At 61.6% G+C, this 22,043-nt stretch carries 21 protein-coding genes; 7 read left to right on the top strand and 14 right to left on the bottom strand.

The features are described from left to right. Position 1: 1 nt before the first annotated feature. Together O4H53_RS15800 and O4H53_RS15795 are read right to left on the bottom strand one after the other, a co-directional pair. The gene (locus O4H53_RS15800) at positions 2-781 is read right to left on the bottom strand and encodes an SDR family oxidoreductase (protein WP_269365272.1); all 780 of its coding nucleotides are present in this window, start codon (positions 779-781) and stop codon (positions 2-4) included. Next, positions 778-1,107 carry a nuclear transport factor 2 family protein gene (locus O4H53_RS15795; RefSeq protein ID WP_269365271.1) on the bottom strand — a complete coding sequence of 110 codons (330 nt, stop codon included), beginning with the start codon at positions 1,105-1,107 and terminating at the stop codon, positions 778-780. The genes O4H53_RS15800 and O4H53_RS15795 overlap by 4 nt, the downstream gene beginning before the upstream one ends. 112 nt (positions 1,108-1,219) lie before the next feature. Between O4H53_RS15795 and O4H53_RS15790 the strand changes: the two genes are divergently transcribed. Next, positions 1,220-2,128, top strand: coding sequence for a LysR family transcriptional regulator (locus O4H53_RS15790; protein WP_269365269.1), 909 nt, complete (start codon positions 1,220-1,222; stop codon positions 2,126-2,128). 75 nt (positions 2,129-2,203) lie between these two features. On the opposite strand, the gene O4H53_RS15785 is transcribed toward O4H53_RS15790, so the two are convergent. The 4 genes from O4H53_RS15785 to O4H53_RS15770 all read right to left on the bottom strand — a co-directional run bounded on the left by O4H53_RS15785 (position 2,204) and on the right by O4H53_RS15770 (position 5,174). Continuing rightward, positions 2,204-2,629, bottom strand: a complete 426-nt coding sequence (locus tag O4H53_RS15785; protein ID WP_269365267.1) for an organic hydroperoxide resistance protein — start codon at positions 2,627-2,629, stop codon at positions 2,204-2,206. A gap of 80 nt (positions 2,630-2,709) precedes the next feature. Then, positions 2,710-3,495 (bottom strand): alpha/beta fold hydrolase, encoded by a 786-nt coding sequence (locus tag O4H53_RS15780; protein WP_269365265.1) that lies wholly within the window; start codon positions 3,493-3,495, stop codon positions 2,710-2,712. A gap of 91 nt (positions 3,496-3,586) precedes the next feature. After that, positions 3,587-4,417, bottom strand: a complete 831-nt coding sequence (locus O4H53_RS15775) for an alpha/beta fold hydrolase (protein WP_269365264.1) — start codon at positions 4,415-4,417, stop codon at positions 3,587-3,589. Between the two features lie 286 nt (positions 4,418-4,703). Next, positions 4,704-5,174 carry a hypothetical protein gene (locus O4H53_RS15770; RefSeq protein ID WP_269365262.1) on the bottom strand — a complete coding sequence of 157 codons (471 nt, stop codon included), beginning with the start codon at positions 5,172-5,174 and terminating at the stop codon, positions 4,704-4,706. Between the two features lie 117 nt (positions 5,175-5,291). Here O4H53_RS15770 and O4H53_RS15765 point away from each other — a divergent pair, with 117 nt between their 5' ends. After that, positions 5,292-6,275, top strand: coding sequence for a GlxA family transcriptional regulator (locus tag O4H53_RS15765; protein ID WP_269365261.1), 984 nt, complete (start codon positions 5,292-5,294; stop codon positions 6,273-6,275). Between the two features lie 108 nt (positions 6,276-6,383). On the opposite strand, the gene O4H53_RS15760 is transcribed toward O4H53_RS15765, so the two are convergent. The 6 genes from O4H53_RS15760 to O4H53_RS15735 form a co-directional block, all read right to left on the bottom strand. Continuing rightward, positions 6,384-7,208, bottom strand: coding sequence for an aspartate dehydrogenase (locus tag O4H53_RS15760; protein WP_269365259.1), 825 nt, complete (start codon positions 7,206-7,208; stop codon positions 6,384-6,386). Positions 7,209-7,340: 132 nt separating this feature from the next. Then, positions 7,341-8,321, bottom strand: coding sequence for a sugar ABC transporter substrate-binding protein (locus O4H53_RS15755; RefSeq protein ID WP_269365257.1), 981 nt, complete (start codon positions 8,319-8,321; stop codon positions 7,341-7,343). Positions 8,322-8,350: 29 nt separating this feature from the next. Beyond that, positions 8,351-8,803 carry a Rid family hydrolase gene (locus O4H53_RS15750; RefSeq protein ID WP_269365255.1) on the bottom strand — a complete coding sequence of 151 codons (453 nt, stop codon included), beginning with the start codon at positions 8,801-8,803 and terminating at the stop codon, positions 8,351-8,353. Positions 8,804-8,828: 25 nt separating this feature from the next. Further along, the gene (locus tag O4H53_RS15745) at positions 8,829-9,815 is read right to left on the bottom strand and encodes a sugar ABC transporter substrate-binding protein (RefSeq protein ID WP_269365253.1); all 987 of its coding nucleotides are present in this window, start codon (positions 9,813-9,815) and stop codon (positions 8,829-8,831) included. Positions 9,816-9,845: 30 nt separating this feature from the next. Further along, positions 9,846-10,766, bottom strand: coding sequence for an ABC transporter permease (locus O4H53_RS15740; protein WP_269365251.1), 921 nt, complete (start codon positions 10,764-10,766; stop codon positions 9,846-9,848). Between the two features lie 103 nt (positions 10,767-10,869). Continuing rightward, positions 10,870-12,405, bottom strand: a complete 1,536-nt coding sequence (locus O4H53_RS15735) for a sugar ABC transporter ATP-binding protein (RefSeq protein ID WP_269365249.1) — start codon at positions 12,403-12,405, stop codon at positions 10,870-10,872. 402 nt (positions 12,406-12,807) lie between these two features. Between O4H53_RS15735 and O4H53_RS15730 the strand changes: the two genes are divergently transcribed. Beyond that, positions 12,808-14,235: an aspartate ammonia-lyase gene (locus tag O4H53_RS15730; RefSeq protein ID WP_269365247.1), complete on the top strand. Its 1,428-nt coding sequence runs from the start codon at positions 12,808-12,810 to the stop codon at positions 14,233-14,235. Here the strand turns inward: O4H53_RS15730 and gcvA are convergent. Next, complete coding sequence (gene gcvA, locus O4H53_RS15725; RefSeq protein ID WP_269365245.1) at positions 14,186-15,193, bottom strand: transcriptional regulator GcvA; 1,008 nt, start codon at positions 15,191-15,193, stop codon at positions 14,186-14,188. The two genes, O4H53_RS15730 and gcvA, sit on opposite strands and share 50 nt — an antisense overlap. A 194-nt stretch (positions 15,194-15,387) precedes the next feature. Between gcvA and O4H53_RS15720 the strand changes: the two genes are divergently transcribed. The 4 genes from O4H53_RS15720 to O4H53_RS15705 all read left to right on the top strand — a co-directional run bounded on the left by O4H53_RS15720 (position 15,388) and on the right by O4H53_RS15705 (position 21,122). Next, entirely contained in the window at positions 15,388-16,272 is an 885-nt protein-coding gene (locus O4H53_RS15720; RefSeq protein WP_269365243.1) for a polysaccharide deacetylase family protein, read from the top strand. A gap of 3 nt (positions 16,273-16,275) precedes the next feature. Next, complete coding sequence (locus O4H53_RS15715; protein WP_269365241.1) at positions 16,276-17,739, top strand: amidase; 1,464 nt, start codon at positions 16,276-16,278, stop codon at positions 17,737-17,739. Positions 17,740-17,988: 249 nt separating this feature from the next. Next, positions 17,989-19,473: an NAD-dependent succinate-semialdehyde dehydrogenase gene (locus O4H53_RS15710; RefSeq protein WP_269365240.1), complete on the top strand. Its 1,485-nt coding sequence runs from the start codon at positions 17,989-17,991 to the stop codon at positions 19,471-19,473. A gap of 26 nt (positions 19,474-19,499) precedes the next feature. Then, positions 19,500-21,122 carry a thiamine pyrophosphate-binding protein gene (locus tag O4H53_RS15705; RefSeq protein WP_269365238.1) on the top strand — a complete coding sequence of 541 codons (1,623 nt, stop codon included), beginning with the start codon at positions 19,500-19,502 and terminating at the stop codon, positions 21,120-21,122. Positions 21,123-21,213: 91 nt separating this feature from the next. Here O4H53_RS15705 and O4H53_RS15700 read toward each other — a convergent pair whose 3' ends face one another. Then, on the bottom strand, positions 21,214-21,924 hold the full coding sequence (locus O4H53_RS15700) for an IS6 family transposase (RefSeq protein ID WP_269365236.1): 711 nt from the start codon (positions 21,922-21,924) through the stop codon (positions 21,214-21,216). Between the last annotated feature and the right edge of the window lie 119 nt (positions 21,925-22,043).

Here is a 22,043-nt window from a genome sequence, read left to right as displayed (position 1 = left end):
ACTACGCTGTGGGGACGGTGCCGCCATCAATCACGTACTCTGTACCGGTAATTGTGCCGGCGCGGTCTGAAGCGATGAAGGCGATCAGATTGGCGATTTCCTCCGGCTTCGACGGGCGCCCGATCGGTACACCGCCCAGGGAGTCCATGATGATCTGCTTGCCCTTCTGGAGATCGACCCCATGCTCCGCGGCGAGCCGCTTTGCCAGGTCCACGGCGGATTCCGTTTCGATCCAGCCCGGAGAGACCCGTACCACGCGCACACCATTGGGCGAAACCTGCTTCGACAGGCTCTTGCTGTAGGTCGAAAGCGCCGCCTTGGCCGCGGCATAGGCCGTGGTCGCCTCGGGCAATGGCAACTGGCTCTGGATCGAGGTGACATGGATCACCACGCCCGAACCTTGTGTCTGCATGCCCGGCAGCAACGCACGGTCGAGCCGCACTGCGGGCATCAGGTTCAGGTCGATCTCCCTTTGCCACTCCGCATCGTCCAGCGCCTGGTATCCCCCCGCCGGGGCGGAGGAGCCGCCGAGCATGTGAACGATGATGTCCACCCCGCCGAGACGGTCCTGCACCGCCTCTGCCACATGGGCGCAGCCTTCGGCCGTCGTCAGGTCGGCAGCCATGAACTGCGTCTTCGGCATTTGCGGTGGCCTTGTCCGCGCCGTCGTGAGCACCCGCGCGCCCAGTTCCTCGAAGAGCCGTACCGTGGCGGCTCCGGCACCGCGTGTGCCGGAGGTGACGAGGGCGCGCTTGCCTTCGAGCGTCAGGAAGGGGGTCATGGGACGATCTCCAGTTCGGCGATCTGGTTGCCCTTAAGGACGAAGAAGTAGCGCAGATCCACCGGGCTGCCGGGGAAATTGCCGACGAGGTGGCAGGTGATGACAGTGCGCCCGCCCTCCTCGGCCCGCGCAGAGGGCTCGACGGTGTAGGTGTACTTGGTCGAGGCGTTCGCCATCCACTGCCAGATCGCGTCGCGCCCGGTGTAGGTGTTGCCTTCATCGACCACGACGGCATCGGGCGTGAATAGCTCCGACAACGCCTGGGCGTTGCCCTTCTTGTCGGCCTTGAAGTAGGCCTCGATTGCCCGGGGGAGGTTCAAGCTCATGGTCTTTCTCCTTTTCGTCTCATGTCCGTTTCCGATTGCCCCCAATCTAGAGCGTTGACGCCATGCAGATAACCGGGACAAATTGAGACGCGGCATTGCGATTTTGGGGATAATGACCATGTACAAGCTCTCGGATTTCGACGCGGTGCTGGCCATCGGGCGGCGGGGATCGTTCCGCGCCGCGGCGCTCGACCTGGGCATGTCGACCAGCGCGCTCAGCAACGCGATCGCCAAGCTGGAAGAGCAGCTCGGCGTGCGGCTCTTCAACCGCACCACCCGCAGCGTGTCGCTCACCGGGGCCGGGCGGCGCTTTGTCGACCAGGTCAGCCCCGCCCTGCGCGACATCCACCAGGCGCTCGACACGGTGCGCGCGCAGCAGGAAACGCCGTCTGGTGCGCTGCGTATCAACACCTTCGCGACGGCGGGGCGCGAGTTCCTGGCCCCACTGGTCTTGGAGTTCCTCCGGCGGTTTCCCGAGGTCCGCGTCGACGTTGTCACCGAGGGCAACCTCGTGGATATCGTGGCCGATGGCTTCGATTTCGGGGTGCGCAGCCAGCCGCTGGTGCCCAGCGACATGATCGCGATCCCGATCGGCCCGCCGCGCCGCTACGCGGTGGTGGCTGCCCCCGCCTACCTTGAAAACCGCGAGCTGCCGCAGGTGCCGTCCGACCTACTGGTGCATGACTGCATCCGCACCCGGCTGCCCAACGGCGGCATGTTCCGCTGGCAATTTCAGGCCGATGGCGAGCCGGTGCAGGTGGACGTGCAGGGGCCGATAACGCTGGACGAGGCGAGCCTCGCGCGGATCGCCGTGCTGGAGGCGGTGGGGATCGGCTATTTCATGGAATCGGATGTTCAGGCCGATATCGACGCGGGGCGGCTGGTGCGGGTGCTAGATGCGTGGACGCCGCCGCTCTCCCCCCTCTGCCTTTATTATCCCAGCCGTCGAAATCCGCCCGCCGCCTTCAAGGTTTTCGTGGACCTCGCACACGAACTGGCCCGCTCGGGCCGCGGGCGTTGAGGGCGTGGGTCATGAAAAAGGCACTGTGAGCGGTGCAGCCCACGGTGCCTTTGCAAAGAGATTGGCGAAGGCGGCTCAGGCGACGCTCAGCCGTACCTGCGCACCCTCACGCGTCAGGTGCGAGTAGGGACAGGTAGCATGGGCCTCCTCCACCAGCTTCAAGGCGATCTTTGCGTCGAGGCCCGGCAGGCTTGCGGCCAGCGCAATGTCCAGGGCAAAGCCCGCCCCGACCTCCCGGGGGCCGATGCCCACGGTGACGGTCACGCTGGTGTCCTCGGGCAGCTTTTGCTTCTGACGGCCGGCGGTGAAGCGCAGCGCGCTGAGGAAGCAGGCCGCATAACCGCTGGCGAAAAGTTGCTCGGGGTTGGTGCCATCGCCACCCGGGCCGCCCAGGGCCTTGGGCGTGGAGAGTGAGAGGGTCAGCGCACCGTCCTCGACAGTGGCGGTGCCGTCCCGGCCGCTTCCGGTGGCGGTGGCGTGGGTTTTGTAGAGGATGTTCATGTTTGGCTCCTTGGTGTGATGTCTGTTTTGCAGGTGTCGCCCGCGACCGGAAACAGGGCGTCTCCGGTCGCGGGCAGGTCTCAGTTGGCCGGCACGGCTTCCCGCGTGGCCTCGTCGATGGCCTGGGCGACTACGGCGGGCTGGGTCATGAAGACCGCGTGGCTGGCCGGGACCTCGGTAACCTTTGCCCCGATGCGGTCGGCCATGTGGTGCAGCATCTCCTGGGCGAAGGCCTTGTCTTCGGTCGCGATCACTGCCCAGCTGGGTTTGGTCCGCCAGGCCGCGTTCTCCAGCACCGTCCCGAACACCTCCATGTTGATTGGCACCTGTGCGTCGCGCATGAAGGTCGCATCGGCGTCGCTCACGTCATGGGCGAACCCGGCTTGGAAGCTGCCCGGCGCGACGTAGCCGTAGCCGTCTTCACCGATGTCGAGCACGAACTCGGGTGGCGAGGTGAAGCCGTTATATTGTTGCGCGGTGGTCTCGCCCGCATCGGGCGACAAGGCGGAGACATAGACCAGCCCGGCGACCTTGGGATGAATGCCCGCCTCGGTAATCACCGTGCCGCCCCAGGAGTGGCCGACCAGGATCGCGGGGCCGTTCTGCCGGTTCAGTGCGCGGTTGGTGGCGGCCACGTCATCGGCCAGCGAGGTCAGCGGGTTCTGCACCATGGTCACGTGGTATCCGCGGGAGGTGAGGTCGTCGTGGACCCCGCGCCAGCCGGAGGCGTCGGCGAAGGCGCCGTGGACCAGCACCACGTTGCGGATGGCCTGGTCGTCGGGAATGCGGGTCTGCACATCGGCTTGGCCGGTGGCACCGAACGCACTCATGGCGGCTGCGGCGAGGAATGTCTGAAGTTTGGTCATTGGAACGGTTCTTTCGGTGTGAAGGGTGGGGTCGGGTTGTTTGCTGTCTTGTCGGGCAGTGCCAGAGGGACAGGCGCGGCCCGACAAGGCCTCAGTTGCGGGCAAAGGCCAGCAGATCGGCGTTGATCAGGTCGGGGTGCGTGGCGAAGAAGCCGTGCGACAGGCCTGGGTAGGTCTTCAGCGTGCCGTTCTGCAGCAGCTTGATGGCCTTGTGCGCAGAGTTCCCGATTGGCACGACCTGATCATCTTCGCCGTGCAGCACCAGCACCGGCTGGGCAATGGCCTTGAGATCCTCGGTGAAGTCGGTTTCCGAGAAGGCCTTGATGCCGTCGTAATGGGCCTTGGCCCCGCCGGTCATGCCCTGACGCCACCAATTGTTGATCAACCCCTGACTGACTTCGGCACCTTCGCGGTTGAAGCCGTAGAAGGGGCCCGATGCCACGTCGAGGAAGAACTGGGCGCGGTTGGCGGCCAGCGCGGCGCGGAAGCCGTCGAAGACTTCGAGCGGCACGCCGTCGGGGTTGCTCTCGGAGGCCACCATGATCGGCGGAACCGCGCCCAGCAGGGCGGCCTTGGCCACCCGGCCGGGCTTGGCGCGGGCGACATAGCGCGCCACCTCGCCGCCGCCGGTGGAGTGGCCGATGTGGATCGCGTCGCGCAGGTCCAGCGCCCGGGCCAAGTCTGCCACGTCGGCAGCATAATGGTCCATGTCGTGCCCGTCCGAGGCCTGCTCGGAGCGACCGTGGCCGCGGCGGTCATGGGCGATGACGCGGTAGCCTTCGGACAGGAAGAACAGCGTCTGATTGTCCCAGTCATCGCCAGAGAGCGGCCAGCCGTGGTGGAAGACGATGGGCTGGGCGTCCTTCGGGCCCCAGTCCTTGTAGAAGATTTCGGTGCCGTCGCGGGTGGTGATCGTAGCCATTGTGAAGGGTCCTTCTGTTTGAGCGAGGATGGAGGTCGGCAAGGTGAGGAGCGCGGCCGCAGCCGTTGCGCCCTTGAGAATTTCCCGCCGTGTGAGATCGGGTGTCATTGCCAGTCCTTTCGGTTTCGATGTGGACAGAGATAGACAAGGCGCGGCATCAAGAGGCGTGGCGAATCTGACAACTTGCGAGGCAAAACTGACAATGATGAAAGCCGCTGTCCCTTGGGCGGCATCGCCCCGCCCGATGGGGGCCGACCCGGCGGAGGGGGCTCCGCCGGGAGCCTTGTCAGGTGCGAGTGCCGATCTCGCCGTTGGAGCTCTTGGTCCGCGACGGGATCTGCTCGCTGGGCACGAAGGTGAGAGCCACCGTCGCACTCACCGGCTCGGGCGCGGCCAGCTCGCCCTTGCCCTCGAAGGAGGCGTCGAGCAGGAGACGCAGGGAGCGGTTGGTTTCCATCGGCAGGAAGGAGATCATGCAGATCTCCTCAAGCGAGGCGGCCTCGGCCACTTCGATCAACTCCTCCTTCAGGTCCTCGCGGGTGTAGCTGATGATGTAGTTGTAATCCTGTTCCAGCGTGAGCAGCTTGGGCTTGCGCATGCTCTCGGGCACGTCGCTGTCCTTGAAGTTCCACAGGAACTTGGCCGGGCCACCGACGATGGGGCCGCCGAAGACCAGTTGCCTGTCGATGAGCGCGTCGAGGATGCGATAAGCCTGAGCGGTCTGCTCGGCGCTGATGAAAACTTGGTAGTATTGCATGGGTTTCACTCCGTTTACGTTGTGACTCGAAGCTATGGCCCCGGTGTCATTCCGATAAGCAGGACAAAATGAGATGTGGAATTGCGAATTTCAGGATAATGGCATGGTGTCACGATAATGACGAAACGAACGATGTCCGGTGCCTCTTTCCCCGTGGCCGAAATCGGCCTGCTGATCTACCCCGACTGCCAGCTTTCGGCGATCTACGGCATGACGGACCTTTTCCGCATCGCTGGCGAATGGGCCGACGGGCGCAGGATCCGAGTGTCGCATTGGGAGGCGTCAGATGAGGAAGTGACCTGTACCTGGGACAGCCACCCCGACCTGCCGCACAGGCTGAGCCATGCCATTGCCCCGCCGAGCCTGGTGATGCCTGAGCGCATGGAACCGTTCCCAGTTGCCGCCGCCTGGCTGCGCGCGCAGCATGCGGAGGGCACGGTGATCGGCTCGGTCTGTGCGGGCGCCTTCGTGCTGGCCGAGACAGGGCTGATGAACGGGCGACGCGCCACCACGCATTGGGCCTTCGCCGAGCAACTCGCCCGGCGCTTCCCCGAGATCGACGTCGCCGACGACCGGATGGTGCTAGATGACGGCGACATCGTCACCGCGGGCGGCATCCTGGCCTGGACCGACCTCGGTCTCACTCTCGTCGAACGCTTCCTTGGCCCGGCCACGATGCTCGCTACGGCGCGCTTCTTGCTGATCGACCCGCCTCGCTCCAGCCAGCGGCCCTTCGCGGCCTTCGTCCCCCGATTCGACCATGGCGACGAGGCCATCCGCCGGGCCCAGCACCACCTGCACGCATGCCACTCCGAGCCGCTCCAGCAGGCCGAACTGCACGCCGTGGCCGGGCTGACCGAGCGAACCTTCCTACGCCGGTTCACTGCCGCGACCGGGCACCGCCCCAACGCCTACCTACAGCAGGTCCGCATCGCCAAGGCGCGCGAGAGACTTGAGCGCACGCTGGACCCCGTGGACCGCATCGCCTGGGATGTCGGCTATTCCGATCCGGCAGCCTTCCGGAAGATTTTCCACAAACTCGTCGGCGCTGCGCCCGCTGCATACCGCCAGCGCTTTGGCATCGCGGCCGCAGAAGGGTAGGGTGCCGGTCAGCAGTGCCAATTGATTGTTCTGCACGAGTTGGGCAGTGGCCGAGGCAGGCAGGTCTGATCGTCATGCCAGGGCGGATGCGTTCAGCCTCTGGGTCGATCATGCGCCGATCACGACAGGTGCGGTCAACCTTCGCAGCGTTGAAATGACGCTGAGCGCTGTGATCTTTCCGGTTTTGGGATTGTCCTCGGTGGGGATGTTCTCGATCTTCAAGGTGAGGTCTGCGCTATCGGATTTCACTGTGATCGTGTGTGTATTGCGAACCACGGTGGGATCGGCCCAGATCTCAAGATGGGTGTTGGCGACGCCAGAGCCTGCCAGCCCCAGGGCGACGGCCACGTTCAGGTTCGCTGGGAACCCGACGATAGCCTGTTCGGCGGTTCCTTCGAACACCTTGGTTGGCTTCATGATCGCCGCTGGGTTGAACCCCTGAGCGACAAGGGCCGGCGCGCCATTGAGACCGAGCGGAGGTTTCTGGGTAATCATTTTGACTTCGTGGATTTTTCCCTGCCCCACGGATTGCACTGCATCGAGCCCGAGAAGCGCGCCAGAGGGCACCAGGATACGGCCGCCATAGTCTCGGGCGAGCTGTTCCAAATGCGGGTTGAACAGCAGCGCGCCAACGCTGATGACGATAACTGTTTTGCCCTGCATCAACGCGGGCGAGGCCACATTTGACAGAAATTCAGCGGGGCAGCATTCAACGACCACATCTGCCTCCTCTGCCAGCGCTTCGAGTGCCACGACCTTGTACTGGCGGGAAAAATGTTCGGTGATATAGGCCTCGGCCCTGGGGACGTTATGTGCCGAAACGGCTGTCAACTCGAGCCCGTCGATGCCCTTGTCGAGCGCTCTGGCCACGGATTTCCCGATGGCGCCAAACCCACCAATGGCCACGCGTAAACGTTGTTTTTCTTTGGTCATAATTATCACCGCTTGCTTCGCCGGAGCGAGTGTTCAGATTTTGGTTTGTCCGGGTCAGTTGGCTCCGGACAGTTGATGCAGGTGCCGATGGTCGGCAGCGAGAAGTTTCGAACTCCCGGCCTGTCCGGTCGTCTAGTTCGCGGGGCGCCAGCCGCTGGGTTGGCGGATTTCGGTCAGGTCAATTTCCGCGAGATTGTCGGGATAGACCGCAACGGGAGAAATCGTGCGCACTTCGCCGCGTTCCGCGCTGCCGGAAATCAGCTTGTCCGCAAGATCGACGGCCTGCGACCCGATGGTCACCGGTTTCTGCGCCACAACATAGTCCACGCAGCCCTGCTCCATCAGATCCTGAGCCGCTTCGCCAAGCACCGCAAAGAGCACTTTGATCTCTCCGCATTTTCCGGCCTGTTGAACCGCACGCGCTGCACCGATGCCGTAGGTGTCATCTGCGGCGTAGAGCATCGTCACATCGGGGAAACGTTGGATGATGTCGTTGGCGGTGGTCATCGCGATGGCGACATCCTGGTCCGTGGACTGTGCGGCCACGATTTCGATGCCGCTCTCCGTGACGTTCTCCTTGAAGCAGCGTAAACGCTCTTCGGCCCAGAACGCGCCGCCCGGACCGGCCAGGACGCCGATTGTTCCGCCCTCTGGCAGGATCGTCTCGGCGCCTTCGGCCATCATCTCGCCCAGGGTGCAATGGCTGGACGATACTGCGCCGTCCGGTGGCACGTCGCTTGCGACGATCGGGCTGGAGACGCCGATCAGTGGAACGCCCGCGCCGCGCGCTTCGCGCGCTACGCCATTAAAGGCACTGGGATTTCCTGGATCCACAAGGATCGCGTCGACCTGCTGGGTGATCAGGTTTTGTACCTGCGACAGCTGCCGATCTATGTTCGAGTACCCGCCGGCATCCAACACGACAATATCGTAACCCAGCTCTTTTGCCTTGGTTTCGATCCCATAGAGGATCGCGGTGTACCAAGGTCCGGCCAGGATGGGCATCGAGACGCCCAGTGTCTTGGTTTCCGCTGCAACAGCGCTTGCTGTCATCAGCAGGGCCGCTGCAACTGCCGAGCCGCGCGCGAGAATGGTCTTTGCTTGTTTTTTCATTGTCTTCTTCCCTATTGTTGGTTTGGTTGTCAGGTGCGGGCGAGGATGACGTCGATCTCGACCAGCCAAGCCGGGTTCATGAGTTGGACGACTTGCACGCGCGTGCGTGCAGGAAGCGGGCCGTCGACCTTGAAATAGTCGCGATAGGCGTCTCCGAAGCCGTCGAGATCTATTTCACCGCCCTTGTCGGGGTCCGGGCAGAGGTAGCCGACCAGCTTGACGATATCGCCCATCTCGTACCCTTTCCGGGTCACGATCTGTTCGATGGTTCTGAGGACGCCTGCGGTTTGGGTGCGGGTGTCGCCATAGGCTGCCCGGTCGTCAGGATCGGCGTCGGGGTCAACAACCGGAGGAACCTGGCCGCTGACGAACAGCAGGCTGGCGTTTGGTGGTACTTCTACCGCTTCGGCCCAGGGCGCTTTCGACTGGTACGGCGCGAGCGCGGGGTCTGAGTTGACAAATCGTTTGATGTCGTTGGACATGGAACAACACTTCCTTGTTGCCTAATCAGGGTTTCCAATCGGCGGGTTGCCGGATCAGGGAAACATCCACGGAGGCTGCCGTTTCTGCAGTGACCGACAGGAACGGTACTTGCGTGATTTTCTGATCCAGTGTGGCACCTTTGATCAATGCATCCGCCAGGCGCACAGCGGTTCGGCCAATCAGAACCGTTTGCTGGGCAACGATGTATTGCGCGCAGCCGACGTTCAGCATTTCTTCGGCCGCTTCGCCATAACCTGCCATCAAGACCTTGACGGTGCCGCATTGGCCGACCTGCTGAACCGCCCGGGCCGCGCCGACACCCAGTGTATCATCCGCCGCGTAAATCAGGTCTGCATCAGGGAACCGCTGAAGGAAGTCGTTGGTGATCGACAAGGCAGTGGCCGCGTCGCCTGCGCTGTAGCGTTCGCTGATGATCTTGATATCCGTGCCTTCGATGCCCTCTTTGAAGCAGCGGTATCGTTCGTTCGCCCAGTAAGCCCCCGGAGGACCGGCAAGGCTCACGATTGTGCCTCCCTCGGGCAGAACAGAGCGCGCGCCTTTGGCCATCTGTTTGCCCAGGTCGCACTGGCTGGATGTCGACGCGGCGTCGGCTTCGACGTCCGTCGCGACCACGGGCGAACCAAGACCCACGACCGCGATACCGGCGGCCCGGGCCTGACGCATTGCCCCGTTCAGGGTTGCCGGGTCGATCGGGTCGGTCAGGATCGCGTCGACCCCCTGCACCACGAGGTTCGAGATGTGATCAATCTGGGTTTCCGGGTGCGCAAAACCACCGGCGTCCAGCACTACAACGTCGTAGCCGAGCCTTTCGGCTTCGTTCATCGCGCCGTACAGAACTGCGGAATAGAACGCGCCTGCGTTGGTAGGCATGGCAATCCCGATTTTCTCGTCAGCGACGGCAGATGGGGCCAGAACAAGCGTTGCCAGTCCGCTGATGATGAGGGGGGAGGCCCTTTTGAGATTTGAAATGATACTGGTCCTGACGGGCATGGTGTTGCTCCTGATGGGGATGGTTATTGTTTATTTCTGTCTGGACATGGCCTGATCGACCGCCACGGCGGCGATCAGCGCGATGCCGACGATCATCAGCTGGGTGTAGGACGAAACATTCATCAAATTCAGGCCATTGGAGAGGATCGAGACAAAGGCCACACCGATGCCAACGCCGATGATCGTTCCCCTTCCACCAAACAGAGAGACACCACCAAGCACGACTGCCGCCACTGATTCCAGCGCCAGGGATGAGCCAAGCGTGGGCTGGCCGGATCCCACCCGCGCGGTGAGGATCAACGACGCCACAGCTGCGCAGATGCCGGAGATGACATAGGCCCAGGTCTTGGTTTTTCGGACCGGGACCCCCGAAAGGCGTGCGGCGGCGGCGTTTCCGCCAACGGCATAGATATTCCGGCCCAGCCGGGTGTAGTGGAGCGTTATTGCTGCTGCGATGAACAAGGCCAGCGAGATCAGGAACGGTACTGGAACGCCAAGGAAACGCGCGAACGCGATGTCGGCAAAGCTGCCGGGCACGCCCGTCACCGGAATGCCCTTGCTGATGTTCAGGGCGACGCCCTGGGCGATGGACAGCATCGCCAGCGTGGCGATAAAGGCCATGACCCGAAGGCGGGTTACAATCAAACCATTGATCAGGCCGACAAGGGCGCCGGTGATCAGGCCAACCAGCAAGCCGACCGGCGCACCATATGCGGCCATCGCCATGCTGGCCACGACGCTGACCAGGGCCACGATGGACCCGACGGACAGGTCCAGATCGGCATTGAGCACGACAAAGGTCTGTCCTATCGCCACTGCAGCAAGGGCTGCCGCCTGAAGCGCGACATTGCGAAAGTTCTGGCTGGTCAGGAAGACGTCCGAGCTTGTCGAGAAGTAGATGATCAGCAGGATCAGAGCCACCGGCATCCCGAGTTCATGTGCACGGTTCATCAATAGTGCCTTGATTTTATATCCGGAATTGGGTTGGGAAGACACGATTGAGGTCTCTTGCGACATTGACTTGCTCCTTGGTTTGGAGGGACGAGGCTGGCCGTCAGGCCGCCGTCCCGTGACTGGACGCGTGGCCCTCGAAAGCCGCTTGCAGGATGTCCTGTTCGTCGAATGCGTCCCGGGCGAATTCCCTGACGATCCGACCCGCTGACATCGCGATGATGCGGTGGCACACATTCAGAAGTTCCGGCAGTTCGGAGGAAACAACCACGATGGCGGCCCCGTCTTCGGCAGCCTCGTGGATGAGTTGGTAGATTTCGGCCTTGGCACCGACATCCACGCCCCGCGTCGGTTCGTCCAGGATCAGCAGATCCGCACCCGAAAGTATCAGTTTCCCGATTGCAATCTTCTGCTGGTTGCCACCGGAATAGGTTGAAGTGTCGTTGGACAGTTGGCCCCGGAACCGCATCCGTGTCGCGATTTCCTCTGCCACGGACCGGACCTTCTTCCAATTGATGAAGCCTGAGGGAAAGATCCGTGGCATGGCCGACATCAACACGTTCTCGTATCCGGACATGGACAGCACCACTCCGGAGCCTTTGCGATCTTCGGACAGGTAGGAAATCCCCGCTTCTATGGCGTGGCGAGGATTGCGCGCCCTGAGGTGAACGCCGTTTTTGACGATGCTGCCGCTGTCGAGCGGGTCCGCGCCGATTATGGCCCGCATGACCTCGGTCCGGCCGGCACCGACCAGTCCGCTGAAACCCAAGATTTCGCCCGAGCGCACCTCGAATGAGACGTCTTTGAAAACCCCCTCGCGTGTGAGGCCCTCGGCACGGAAGTGTACACCGCCAATATTCTGGTTGACCTGCGGAAACAGTTTGTCGAGCACGCCGCCCACCATCATGTTGACAAGCTCGGTCGTATCGCGCACATCCTGGCGGTCACGGACCTCGATCAGTTCGCCATTGCGAAGAATGGTGATCCGGTCGGACACCTCCAGCACTTCGTCGAGCCGGTGCGACACGAAGATCATGCTGTGGCCAGCGTCGCGCAGCTGCTTGATGATGCCAAGAAGCTGCGCGGCCTCGACATCAGAGAGCGATGCAGTCGGCTCGTCCAGGATCAGAACGGGCGGGTCCAACGTCAGCCCGCGTGCGATCTCGACAAGCTGCATTTCCCCTGTGGAGAGGGTTTCCGCCTTGGCGTCCGGGTCGAGGTCGATCCCCATCCGGTCAAAGATCCGCTGGGCGGTCTTGCGGGCGGCATGGCGCGAATAGACAGAGTTCAGGGGCCCGGCCATGGGCAGGTTTCCAAGCACGACATTTTCTGCGACGGACAAGCTGGGAATTATTGTAAGTTCTTGAAAAACAGTGACAATGCCCGCGTCTCTTGCATCTTTTGGAGTGCTGAAGCTTCGCTGTGAACCGCCAATTCTCATGTGGCCCGAACTTGGTTGCGTGTCGCCGGAGAGGATCTTGATAAGCGAGGATTTTCCGGCCCCGTTCTCGCCGACCAGAGCGTGAATTTCCCCTTTTGCGAGTTCGAAGTCCACGCCGTTCAGCGCCACTGCGCCAGGGTAGACCTTGCCGATCCCCGTCAGCGAGATAAGAGCGTCCTTTCCACCGGCGTAAGCCATTTGCGTGTCCCTGTTGATTGTTTGTTTTCCCTAGTAGGGCGGTCATCCCGCCATGTGGCAACCGACAAATGCTACTTGGATAATTTACATTTTGTTATGTGTTCGAGGGCTGGATCCTCTTCAGCGGCAGGCAGATGTTGGTTTGCGGCTGATGCGTTTATCGGCCTTACGCCGTTTCTCAGGGTACCACGAATGCACCACATCAGCGGGAGGTGTGTTTGTGATGAGTTTTAGCGGTGGGTCAGGGGTGGGAAAAGTTATGCGCGACCGGAATTTGACCGAATTTTCGCGCCGGGACGGCCAAAGGTGTCGAAAGCCTGTTGCTGAAATCCCCGGCTTATGGCGCAGCTTTGGTGGCTTGCGTCATCCTGGCGAAGCTGAACACCAACGGAGACGACAGATATGTCACGCGACCACCGCGAGGAAACCGACAACATCGGTACGTTGAACGTGCCCTTCGATGCGCTTTACGGCATTCAAACCGCTCGGGCTTTGGATAATTTCAACCTTTCCGATGTCCATCTCAGGGATTTTCCTGAAATCGTCATATCGCTCGCCATGGTGAAAAAGGCAGCCGCCCTGGCCAACGCCGAGCTGCATGTGATTTCCGCCCGGGAGTCGACGGCGATCGTTGCGGCCTGCGAAGAGATCATCGCGGGCAAGCATCACCATGCGTTCGCCGTCGATGTCATACAGGGCGGCGCGGGCACTTCGACCAACATGAACGCAAATGAGGTCATCGCCAATCTGGCGACGCTGAAGCTTGGCGGGCGGCTGGGGGATCACAGCTATGTTCATCCCAATGACACGGTGAACCGCTCGCAATCCACCAATGACGTCTATCCCACGGCCATGCGGCTTGCTGTGATGAGCCAATGCGCGCCGTTGGTTTCTGCGCTTGAGGGGTTGTGCCGGTCCCTGGATTGCAAGGCCGTGGAATTTGCCGGGGTACGGAAGGTAGGACGCACGCAGCTTCAGGACGCGGTTCCGATCACGCTGGGCGAAGAGTTCGCGGCTTTTTCGGCGTCGGTCCGGAACGATATCCGGCGGTTGCTTCAGATTTCCGAGGTGCTGCGGGAGGTGAACCTGGGCGGCACGGCAGTCGGAACCGGCGTGAATGCGCCCCGTGGATATCAGGCGCTGGCGGTGGCCCACCTTTCCGCGATCTTCGGTACGGCGCTGACGCCGCATGGAAACCTGCTGGCGGCCTCCTACGATCAAAGCGCCTTTGTTACGTATTCGGGCATTTTGAAGCGGGTCGCGGTGAAGCTGTCGAAGATCAGCAACGACCTGCGCCTTCTTAGCAGTGGCCCGCTCGCCGGGATTGGAGAGATCCGCCTGCCTCCCGTACAGGCGGGATCTTCCATCATGCCGGGCAAGGTGAATCCGGTTATTCCCGAAGCGGTGAACCAGGTCGCCTACGAGGTGATTGGTCGGGATGTCACGGTGACCATGGCGTCCGAAGCGGGCCAGTTGCAGCTGAATGCCATGGAGCCGGTGATTATCTACAGCATTCTGCAATCCACGCGGCTTCTGACCCGCGCGGTCAGGATGCTGGATGAAAAATGCGTTTCTGGCATCGAGGCAGACCGGGAGCGCTGTGCCGAGTTGCTGGACAAGAGCCTTGCCATGGCAGCTTCCCTGGTGCCGGTCATCGGCTATGAGAAAGCCGCACGTGTCGCCAAGTTCGCATTGAATCAGGGTATCTCGTTGCGCGAGGCGGCCTTGCGCGAGGGAGGGCTTGAAGCGGCGGAGTTTGAGGGCATTTTGTCGGGCACGATCAGCCGGTCGGCCTTGCAGCCGCTCGACCAAACTCGCCCGTGTCGGTGACCGGGCGGCCATCGTTCGAGGATTTGATTTCCTGCAACAGCCAGTCCCTGAAAATCTTGACCTTGCCCTGTTCCCACGAGCGTTTTCGCCCGATCAGGAAATAAAGCCCATCGCTGGTGATCCGGCGGTGCATCGCGGGGACAAGCAGCCCGGCGGCTAGATCCCCCTGCGCCAGCACAAGCGGCACCAGCGCGATGCCGCGGCCTTCGATGGCCGCCTGCATCGACATGAAGAAGTGTCCGTAGGAAATGCTGTGCTGGCGCATGTCGACATTCCAGCGAATGGCCTTGAAGAAATCCCGCCAGGCATTCGGCCGGGTCGCCATGTTGATCAGGGTCACGTCACCGGCTTGCGATTCCTCGGTCAGTTCGCCATGGCGGGCGATGTAATCCGGCGAGGCCACCGCGATCAGCTCGTCCGGCAAGAGCGCCTCAACCTGGAGCTGCGCCCAGGCCCTGGCCATCACCAGGTCGATACGCGGCCTGCCTTCGGATTTCAGCCCGGCCTCGACGGTGCCGACGCGAATGGCCAGGTCGATTTCGTCCTTCTCGAAATCGACCGGCTTGATGGAGTTCACCAGATGAACCTCGATATCAGGGTGCTTTTCCGAGAAATCCAGAAGCCGCGGCATCAGCCATTTCACCGAGAAGGTGGGCAGCACGGAAATCGTCAGGATCCCGCTGCCCTTGTTGCCCCAGATCCGGTTGCTTGCGCGTTCAATCTGGTCCAGCGCGTCGCGCAGGGGCGGGAACAGCAGGGTGCCTTCCTCGGTCAGGTCGACTGCCCGGGTCATCCGCTTGAACAGGCGTACGCCAAGATCCTCTTCCAGCGCACGGACCTGGCGCGAGACCGCCGCTTGCGTCACGTTCAGCTCGTCCGCCGCCGCAGAAAAGCTGAGATGCCGGGCGGCTGCCTCGAATGTCCGAAGCGCATTGAGCGAGGGAAAGCGACGCGCCATTTTTCATACCTTGTGTAGGAAAAGTAATGTATAATAGCATAAAAATCATTTTGAACAAGCGGCACTTATGACCGAATGTTATTTGCAATACTATGGCCCGGCGCCTCTGTGCCATGGGTTTGTCATGTTAGCTGCCACCTTCGGGTCATTTCCCGTTAGACTGGGAGGCGACGATAAAGAGCTGAGATCAAACGATGAAAATAGAGCCAAATAACAGATTTCCCTATCGCGCAATCACCGACCGCCCGGATTTCACCTGGCCTGGCGGCAAGAGGCTGGCGGTCTATACCGCCCTCTGCGTCGAGCATTTTTCTTATGGGACCGGTGGTGGCCTGCCGTATTCTCCGGGTTTGGCCCATCCGAATTCCTACAATTGGGGCTGGCGTGAATACGGTAACCGGGTGGGCGGCTGGCGGCTTCTGGAGCTTTACGAGGATTACAAGCTGCCGCTTAGCGTGCTGCTGAACACCGCCTGTTACGAGCATTGCCCCGATCTGATCCGCGCCTTTGCCGCGCGAGGCGACGAGATTGTCGCGCATGGGCATACCAATTCCGAACATCCCAACCATCTCTCGCCCGAAGACGAGCGAGAGATGATCCGCGCGGTCACCGAGGCGATCCGCACCCATGAGGGTGTGCAGCCCAAGGGCTGGATGAGCCCCGGGGCGCATCCCAGCGCGGTGACCGAGGATTTGCTGACCGAGTTTGGCTATCAATACACGCTGGACTGGCCGATCGACGACCAGCCGACCTGGATGACGACCGGTAACGGTCCTTTGCTCAGCGTGCCCTATCCGCACGAGGTCAACGATGTGCCGATGATCGTGCTGCATGACGGCACGGCCTCTGCCTTTGCCGATATGTGCATCGACAATGTTGCCGAGATGTTGGAGCAATCAAGGCGGCAGCCATTGGCCTGCGGGCTGACCATTCACTCCTTTATCGTCGGGCAGCCGTTTCGCATTCGTCAATTCCGCCGGGTTCTGGAGTTTCTGAACCAACATGCCGACGACATTTGGTTCGCCACGGCAGGTGAGATCCACGATCATTACGCAAGCCTGTATCCCGCGCCTGGATAAGAGTTGGAACGCTTGACCGTGGCAGGAGCGAAGGCGATGTGTTCAGACAGTTTCAGAGACGCGCGCGCCTACCTGGATCGGAGGGTTGAGCATGTGCGATTGACGGTGGCTTCCGGAGAGAAAGACGCCGCCGCGATGGCGGTGGCGGCGCAGGTCCAGCAGCTCGATCCGACTGCGCGGCCAGCGTCGCCGGAGCCTCGGGCGTCGCGACCCCGGTTTGCCCGGACGGACATTCGGGGGCTGCTTGCAGACCCCGGGGCGGCTGAAATTTCCCTGGAGCAGGCACAGCAGGAGTTCGGTTGCTTTCTCACGATCTTTCCTCCGTCAGGGGGGCACCGCGGTCTGAAAATCGCGATCAAGGACATTTTTCGGTTTGACGATCACATGCCGACGGCTGGGCTTGCGCGCGCGCCGGGCGACCTGGCCCTGCCTCCGTCGCCCTTGATCGCAAGGCTGCGGGTAGCGGGCGGCCAAGTTGCGGCGACCACCAAGCTTTCACCATGGTGTTACCTGCCGCTTGAGGTCAATGAGATGGTGGCTCCGCCGCGCAACCCGCTTGGCACGGGGCTGTTGGTCGGTGGGTCGTCAAGTGGTTCGGCGGTGGCGGTGGCGTCGGGCGCTGTGCAGGTTGCGCTTGGCAGCGATACCGGTGGGTCGATCCGCATTCCGGCTGCTTTATGCGGAGTCTATGGTTTCAAGCCCAGCAAGGGCAGTATTCCAGAGCAAGGCGCCATGCCACTTGGTACGACCCAGGACACCATCGGGGTATTGGCGGCGTCTCCTTTCGTCTTGCGATCCGTCTTCGACGTACTTACGACGCTGCCAGAGGAAGACCTGCCGTTGGCGCCAACGGCGGTTGTTGGCATTCCGCAAGGTCTGTTCCATCAGGCCGACTCGCCGCTGCAACGCGGCCTTGAGCGCATGACCAACGCGTTGCAAGTGCTTGGTATCGCGAGCCGGACCGTGCCAGCGCTTGATTTGCCGCGCATGAACGCTGCGGCAGGTCTGATTACTGGTCATGAGGCTGCGGCATTTCACGGCCCGCGCATGGTCCTGCGTCCCGATCAATACCCCCAGACGATCCGAAGCCGTCTGCTTGTCGGGCTTGCGGTGTCCGACGCGGCCTATCGTATGGCGCAGGCGAACAGGGCGGCATGTTTGCTTCAGGTCCTTCAGGATATTTTTGCCCAGTCCGACTGGATCTTGGCACCGGTGATCAACCGGAGCGGTCTAAAGCACGCCGAGATTGGCCAACCCGAAGCGATTGGTAAGCTGTCGGTCGAGCTGTTGTCGATGAATCGCTGGGTGAACCTTCTGGGCCTGCCGTCGATCTGCATTCCTGTAGCGGGAACTGGGGCCACTCCCTCGGCGGTGCAGATTGTTGGTGCGCCGCGCTCTGACCGGGCCTTGCTGGCGCTTGCCTGCGCGCTTCACAGTTTGCTGGATCCAGAGTTGAAAAAGCTCTGAGCGACGTCCGGGCGCGACCTGTCATGCAATTCCTTGAGGCCAACGGAGGCGCGCCGACGCGGTGCAGATATGCGGTTTTCCGGGACCGGAGATCGAATAAATAGTTTTCTGTAATCCGCTATTGCTCCTGTATGTGCGAATAACACATAACTTTAGATGCCAGTGTCTCTGCTTCTTAGTCGTTTGTCAAAATGCCCCACCAGAGTCACGTTTCCCGAAGACCCGACCCCAATGGCACCGGATGGAAACATGAACCACAGCTCAACACTAGATCTTCTTCTTGATGACAGCGCGAAAGCGGCTGCAATTCTCATGCTGGACAAGGTGAACAGCAGGGCACGGCGTTCTGCCAACTTTGGCGAGGCGATCGAGGTGCGAAATCCCAGCGACGGGGCTTTGATAGGCCGTGTCGCCAACGAGGGGACCAAAGGTGTCTCGTTCGCCGTTGAGCGGGCAAGCCAGGCGCTGGCACCCTGGGCCTCTCTGCTGCCCAGAGAGCGCGGCGCGATCATGATGCGTTGGCACCGGCTCATCCTGGAGAACGCGGAAGGGCTGGCGGCACTGATGACGCTGGAACAGGGCAAACCGGTCCAGGATGCAAAGGGTGAAATCGCCTATGCCGCCAGATTTATCGAATGGTTTGCAGAAGAAGGCAGCCGCCTCTATGGGGACACCATTCCCAGCCATCTTCCTGGAACGTCCATGCAAGTGACCCAGCGTCCGGTGGGCGTTGTCGGCGCAATTACCCCTTGGAACTTTCCCTCGGCGATGCTGACGCGCAAAGCCGCAGCAGCCCTGGCGGCCGGTTGTCCGGTCGTTTCGATCCCTTCCAAGGTGACGCCGTTCTCCGCGCTTGCGCTTGAGATGCTGGCGCTGGAGGCAGGGACACCAGATGGGGTGTTTCAGGTCGTGACTGGCCATGCACGGGAACTGGTCGCAGAGCTTTGTTCGCACACGACCGTGCGCGCCGTGTCCTATACCGGGTCGACCGAAGTCGGCCGCGATATCATGAAGCAATGCGCTGCGACGGTAAAACGTGTGTCGCTCGAACTGGGCGGGCACGCCCCCTTCATCGTGTTCGCCGACGCAGATTTCGAGGCCGCGGTGCAGGGCGCCATTGCGGCGAAATTCCAGACTGGCGGGCAGGATTGTCTGGCGGCCAACCGCATCTATGTGGCCCGCTGCATTTATGACAGGTTTGTCGCGCGCTTTACCGAAGAGGCGCAAAAGCTGGTGGTGGGGGACGGGTTTGACGAAAGGGTCGACATCGGGCCGCTGGCCTCCGCGCCGACGCTGAAAAAGTCGATGGAACATGTTGAGGACGCGGTTACGAAGGGTGCGCGCCTGATGTGTGGCGGCGACCAACCCGAGAGGGGCGGCCTCTATTTCAACCCGACCGTTCTGGCCGATGTCACCCCTGACATGAAGATAACCTGGGAAGAGACGTTTGGCCCGGTCGCGGCCTTGATCCCCTTTGATGACGAAGAGGCGGTCATCGCAGCCGCAAACGACACCGAATATGGCCTTGTCGCATACGCCTACACGAGCAACGCGACGCGGGCGCAAACGCTGCCCGCCAGGCTGGAATACGGCATGGTTGCCGTCAACACGGCCAAGCTGACCGGCGCTCCGGTTCCTTTTGGCGGGGTCAAACAGTCGGGCAACGGCCGCGAAGGCTCCCGTCTCGGGATCCTCGAATACACCGAACCGCAATATGTTTGCACGCAGGCCTGAAACATTCATCTACGGGAACGAAAACCATGACAAAAAAAGTAGCTCAAGCAATGATCGAAGGCCTGCGGGATCGCGGCGTCAAACATGTTTTCGGGGTCCCCAGCGGCGGTTGGGTCGACTTCATGGAGGCCATTCGCAACACCGACGGCATCGACTTTGTCCTGACGGCGCATGAAGGCGGTGCCGGTTTCATGGCGGATGTGGCCGGTCGGCTGACCGGCGTTCCGGGGGTGTGTTTCGCGACCTTTGGGCCCGGCGCCACGAACCTTGCCACCGGGGTGGGTTCTGCCCAGCTCGACCGTTCGCCGCTGATCGCACTGACCGATGAGATGTCGTCGGCCAATCGCGACCGCGTGGTGCAGATGAATATCGACCATCAGGCGCTGATGGCTCCGATCACCAAGATGACTACCCGCCTGACCACGGACAACGTGACCGAGACGCTGGACAAGGCCTTTGAGGTCGCGACCTCGGGGCGTCCTGGTGCGGTGCATATCGGGATGCCGGTGGACCTGACCGCCCAGCCCGCAACGCTGACCGAAAGCGCATGCCGAGACGTGGAAAAGCCGTCGGTTGCATCTGAGGAAACTCTCGCGGTGGCCCGGACCGCATTCGCCAATGCACGCAAGCCGGCTCTCGTGCTGGGGCTCGGTGCCGTGCGCGCAGGGCTTCGGGACGATCTGTTGCGTTTCGCCGAGACGCACAAGATTCCCGTGGTCCTGACGCCGATGGCCAAGGGCATGATCCCTGAAACGCACCCCTCTTATGCCGGTGTCGTGTTCCATGCCCTGAGCGACAAGGTCGGCAAGATTCATGCCCAGGCGGATCTGATGGTGGCTGTGGGTTACGATCCGGTGGAGTTCAATTACGAGAACTGGCTGCATCCGATGACGCTGATCAATATCGACGACGCACCTTTGGATATCGACCGCTCGGTCTATGGCGATACCCTGCATGTCGGGGGCGACATCCTCACCAACTTCCGTGCCTTTGCGCAGGTGGAGACGACCGACAACGACTGGGACATGGCGGATGTGCGCCAGCGCGTGGATGCAATCTTTGCGCAGATGCGCCCAAGCAACGAAGAGTTCGGTCCCTGCGCCGTGCTGGACACGCTGCGCGCGGTGCTGCCGGATGATGGCATCATGACCTGTGACGTGGGCGCCCACACCCATCTGATCGGCCAGAAATGGGAAACGCGTGCGCCGATGACGCAGATCATGACCAACGGTTGGTCAGCGATGGGCTTCGGACTTCCTGCGGCGATCGCAGCCAAGCTCTGCCGTCCCGAGACCCCGGTCTGCGCCGTGCTGGGTGATGGCGGTTTTCTGATGACTGTCGGCGAGCTGTCGACGGCGGTTCGCGAAAACCTCAACATTGTCATTGTCATCCTGACCGACAATGATCTTGCGCTAATCCGGATCAAGCAGCAGCGAAAGGGAAATCCGATCTTCGGGACCCCGGTGCGAGAGCGCGATGGCAATATTGGCGGGGACAACCTCTTTGGTGTCCCGGTTGTACAGGCCCGAGATCCAGCGGAGCTGCGGGCGATGCTGGAAGAGGGCTTCGGCGCGGAGGGACCGGTCATCATCGAAGCACTTGTCAGCAGCGCCGAGTATGACGAGCTGGTTTTGTTCAAGGATAAGTAGACGCCCCTCGCGGGAAGGCGCACAAGAGCTGGGTCCGACGGGATTGCCAACTTGTTTTCGCCATTCTTGAGAGGAGCGAGACCTCTGCCTGTCAGGCGGTCATTTCGGCAGCATAGCCTCTCCAGAGGTCGAAAGAATCGGCCCTGGCGTGGCGGTATGAGATGGCGGAGAGTTGATAGCGTCGTGGGCGAAAAACGATGTTGATCTGATCATGTGCTGCCAGAAATCTCTGTGCCTGTCGGGGCGATTTGAACCGCCCCATCAACTTCTCGCGTTTTCGTGTTGGCCTGTGCGATCCTTCGATCCGGTTGTTCAAGCCCTTGTGCGCGCGATGATCTGCGCCCGGTGCCAGGTCCCGGATCGGCTTGAAATAGTTGCGCAACTTGTCCGTGATGGCGACACGGGATTCATCGAACCGGTCGATCAGCCTTGCCAGAAAACGTCTTGCAGCCTTGGCGTTGCGCTGTGGCTGAACGAGAATATCAAGCACGTCGCCTTTCGCGTCAACCGCCCGCCAGAGCCAGTAATTCACGCCTCCGATCGGCACGACAATTTCATCAAGGTGCCATTTGTCGGCCGCTGCCGGGCGGTGTCGTCTGACACAATCCGCAAAGTGGCCTCCAAACCGGTTCACCCAGAGCCGGATCGTTTCGCGGCTGACAATGACGCCACGCTCTGCCAGCAGGTCTTCGACATCCGACGTACTCAGCGCAAATCGATGATACGCCCAAACCGCGTATGCGATAATCTCGCACGGAAAACGGAAACCTTTCAGGCGTGGCATATCTGATGGTATTTTCATCCCCGCCGCCTAATTGAAAAAGAGACCTCGAACAACTTGGCAAAGCCCCAGACACAGGTAGCTGATCGAGGGCTAACGTGACGACATCGCATGGTCTTGCAATCTGAACGGGGAGCAGT

It is taken from the genome of Sulfitobacter sp. G21635-S1 (genome assembly GCF_027213915.1).
GTDB lineage: Bacteria > Pseudomonadota > Alphaproteobacteria > Rhodobacterales > Rhodobacteraceae > Sulfitobacter.
Note: the sequence above shows the minus strand (reverse complement) of the source record. Positions and strands in the feature narration are given on the sequence as shown.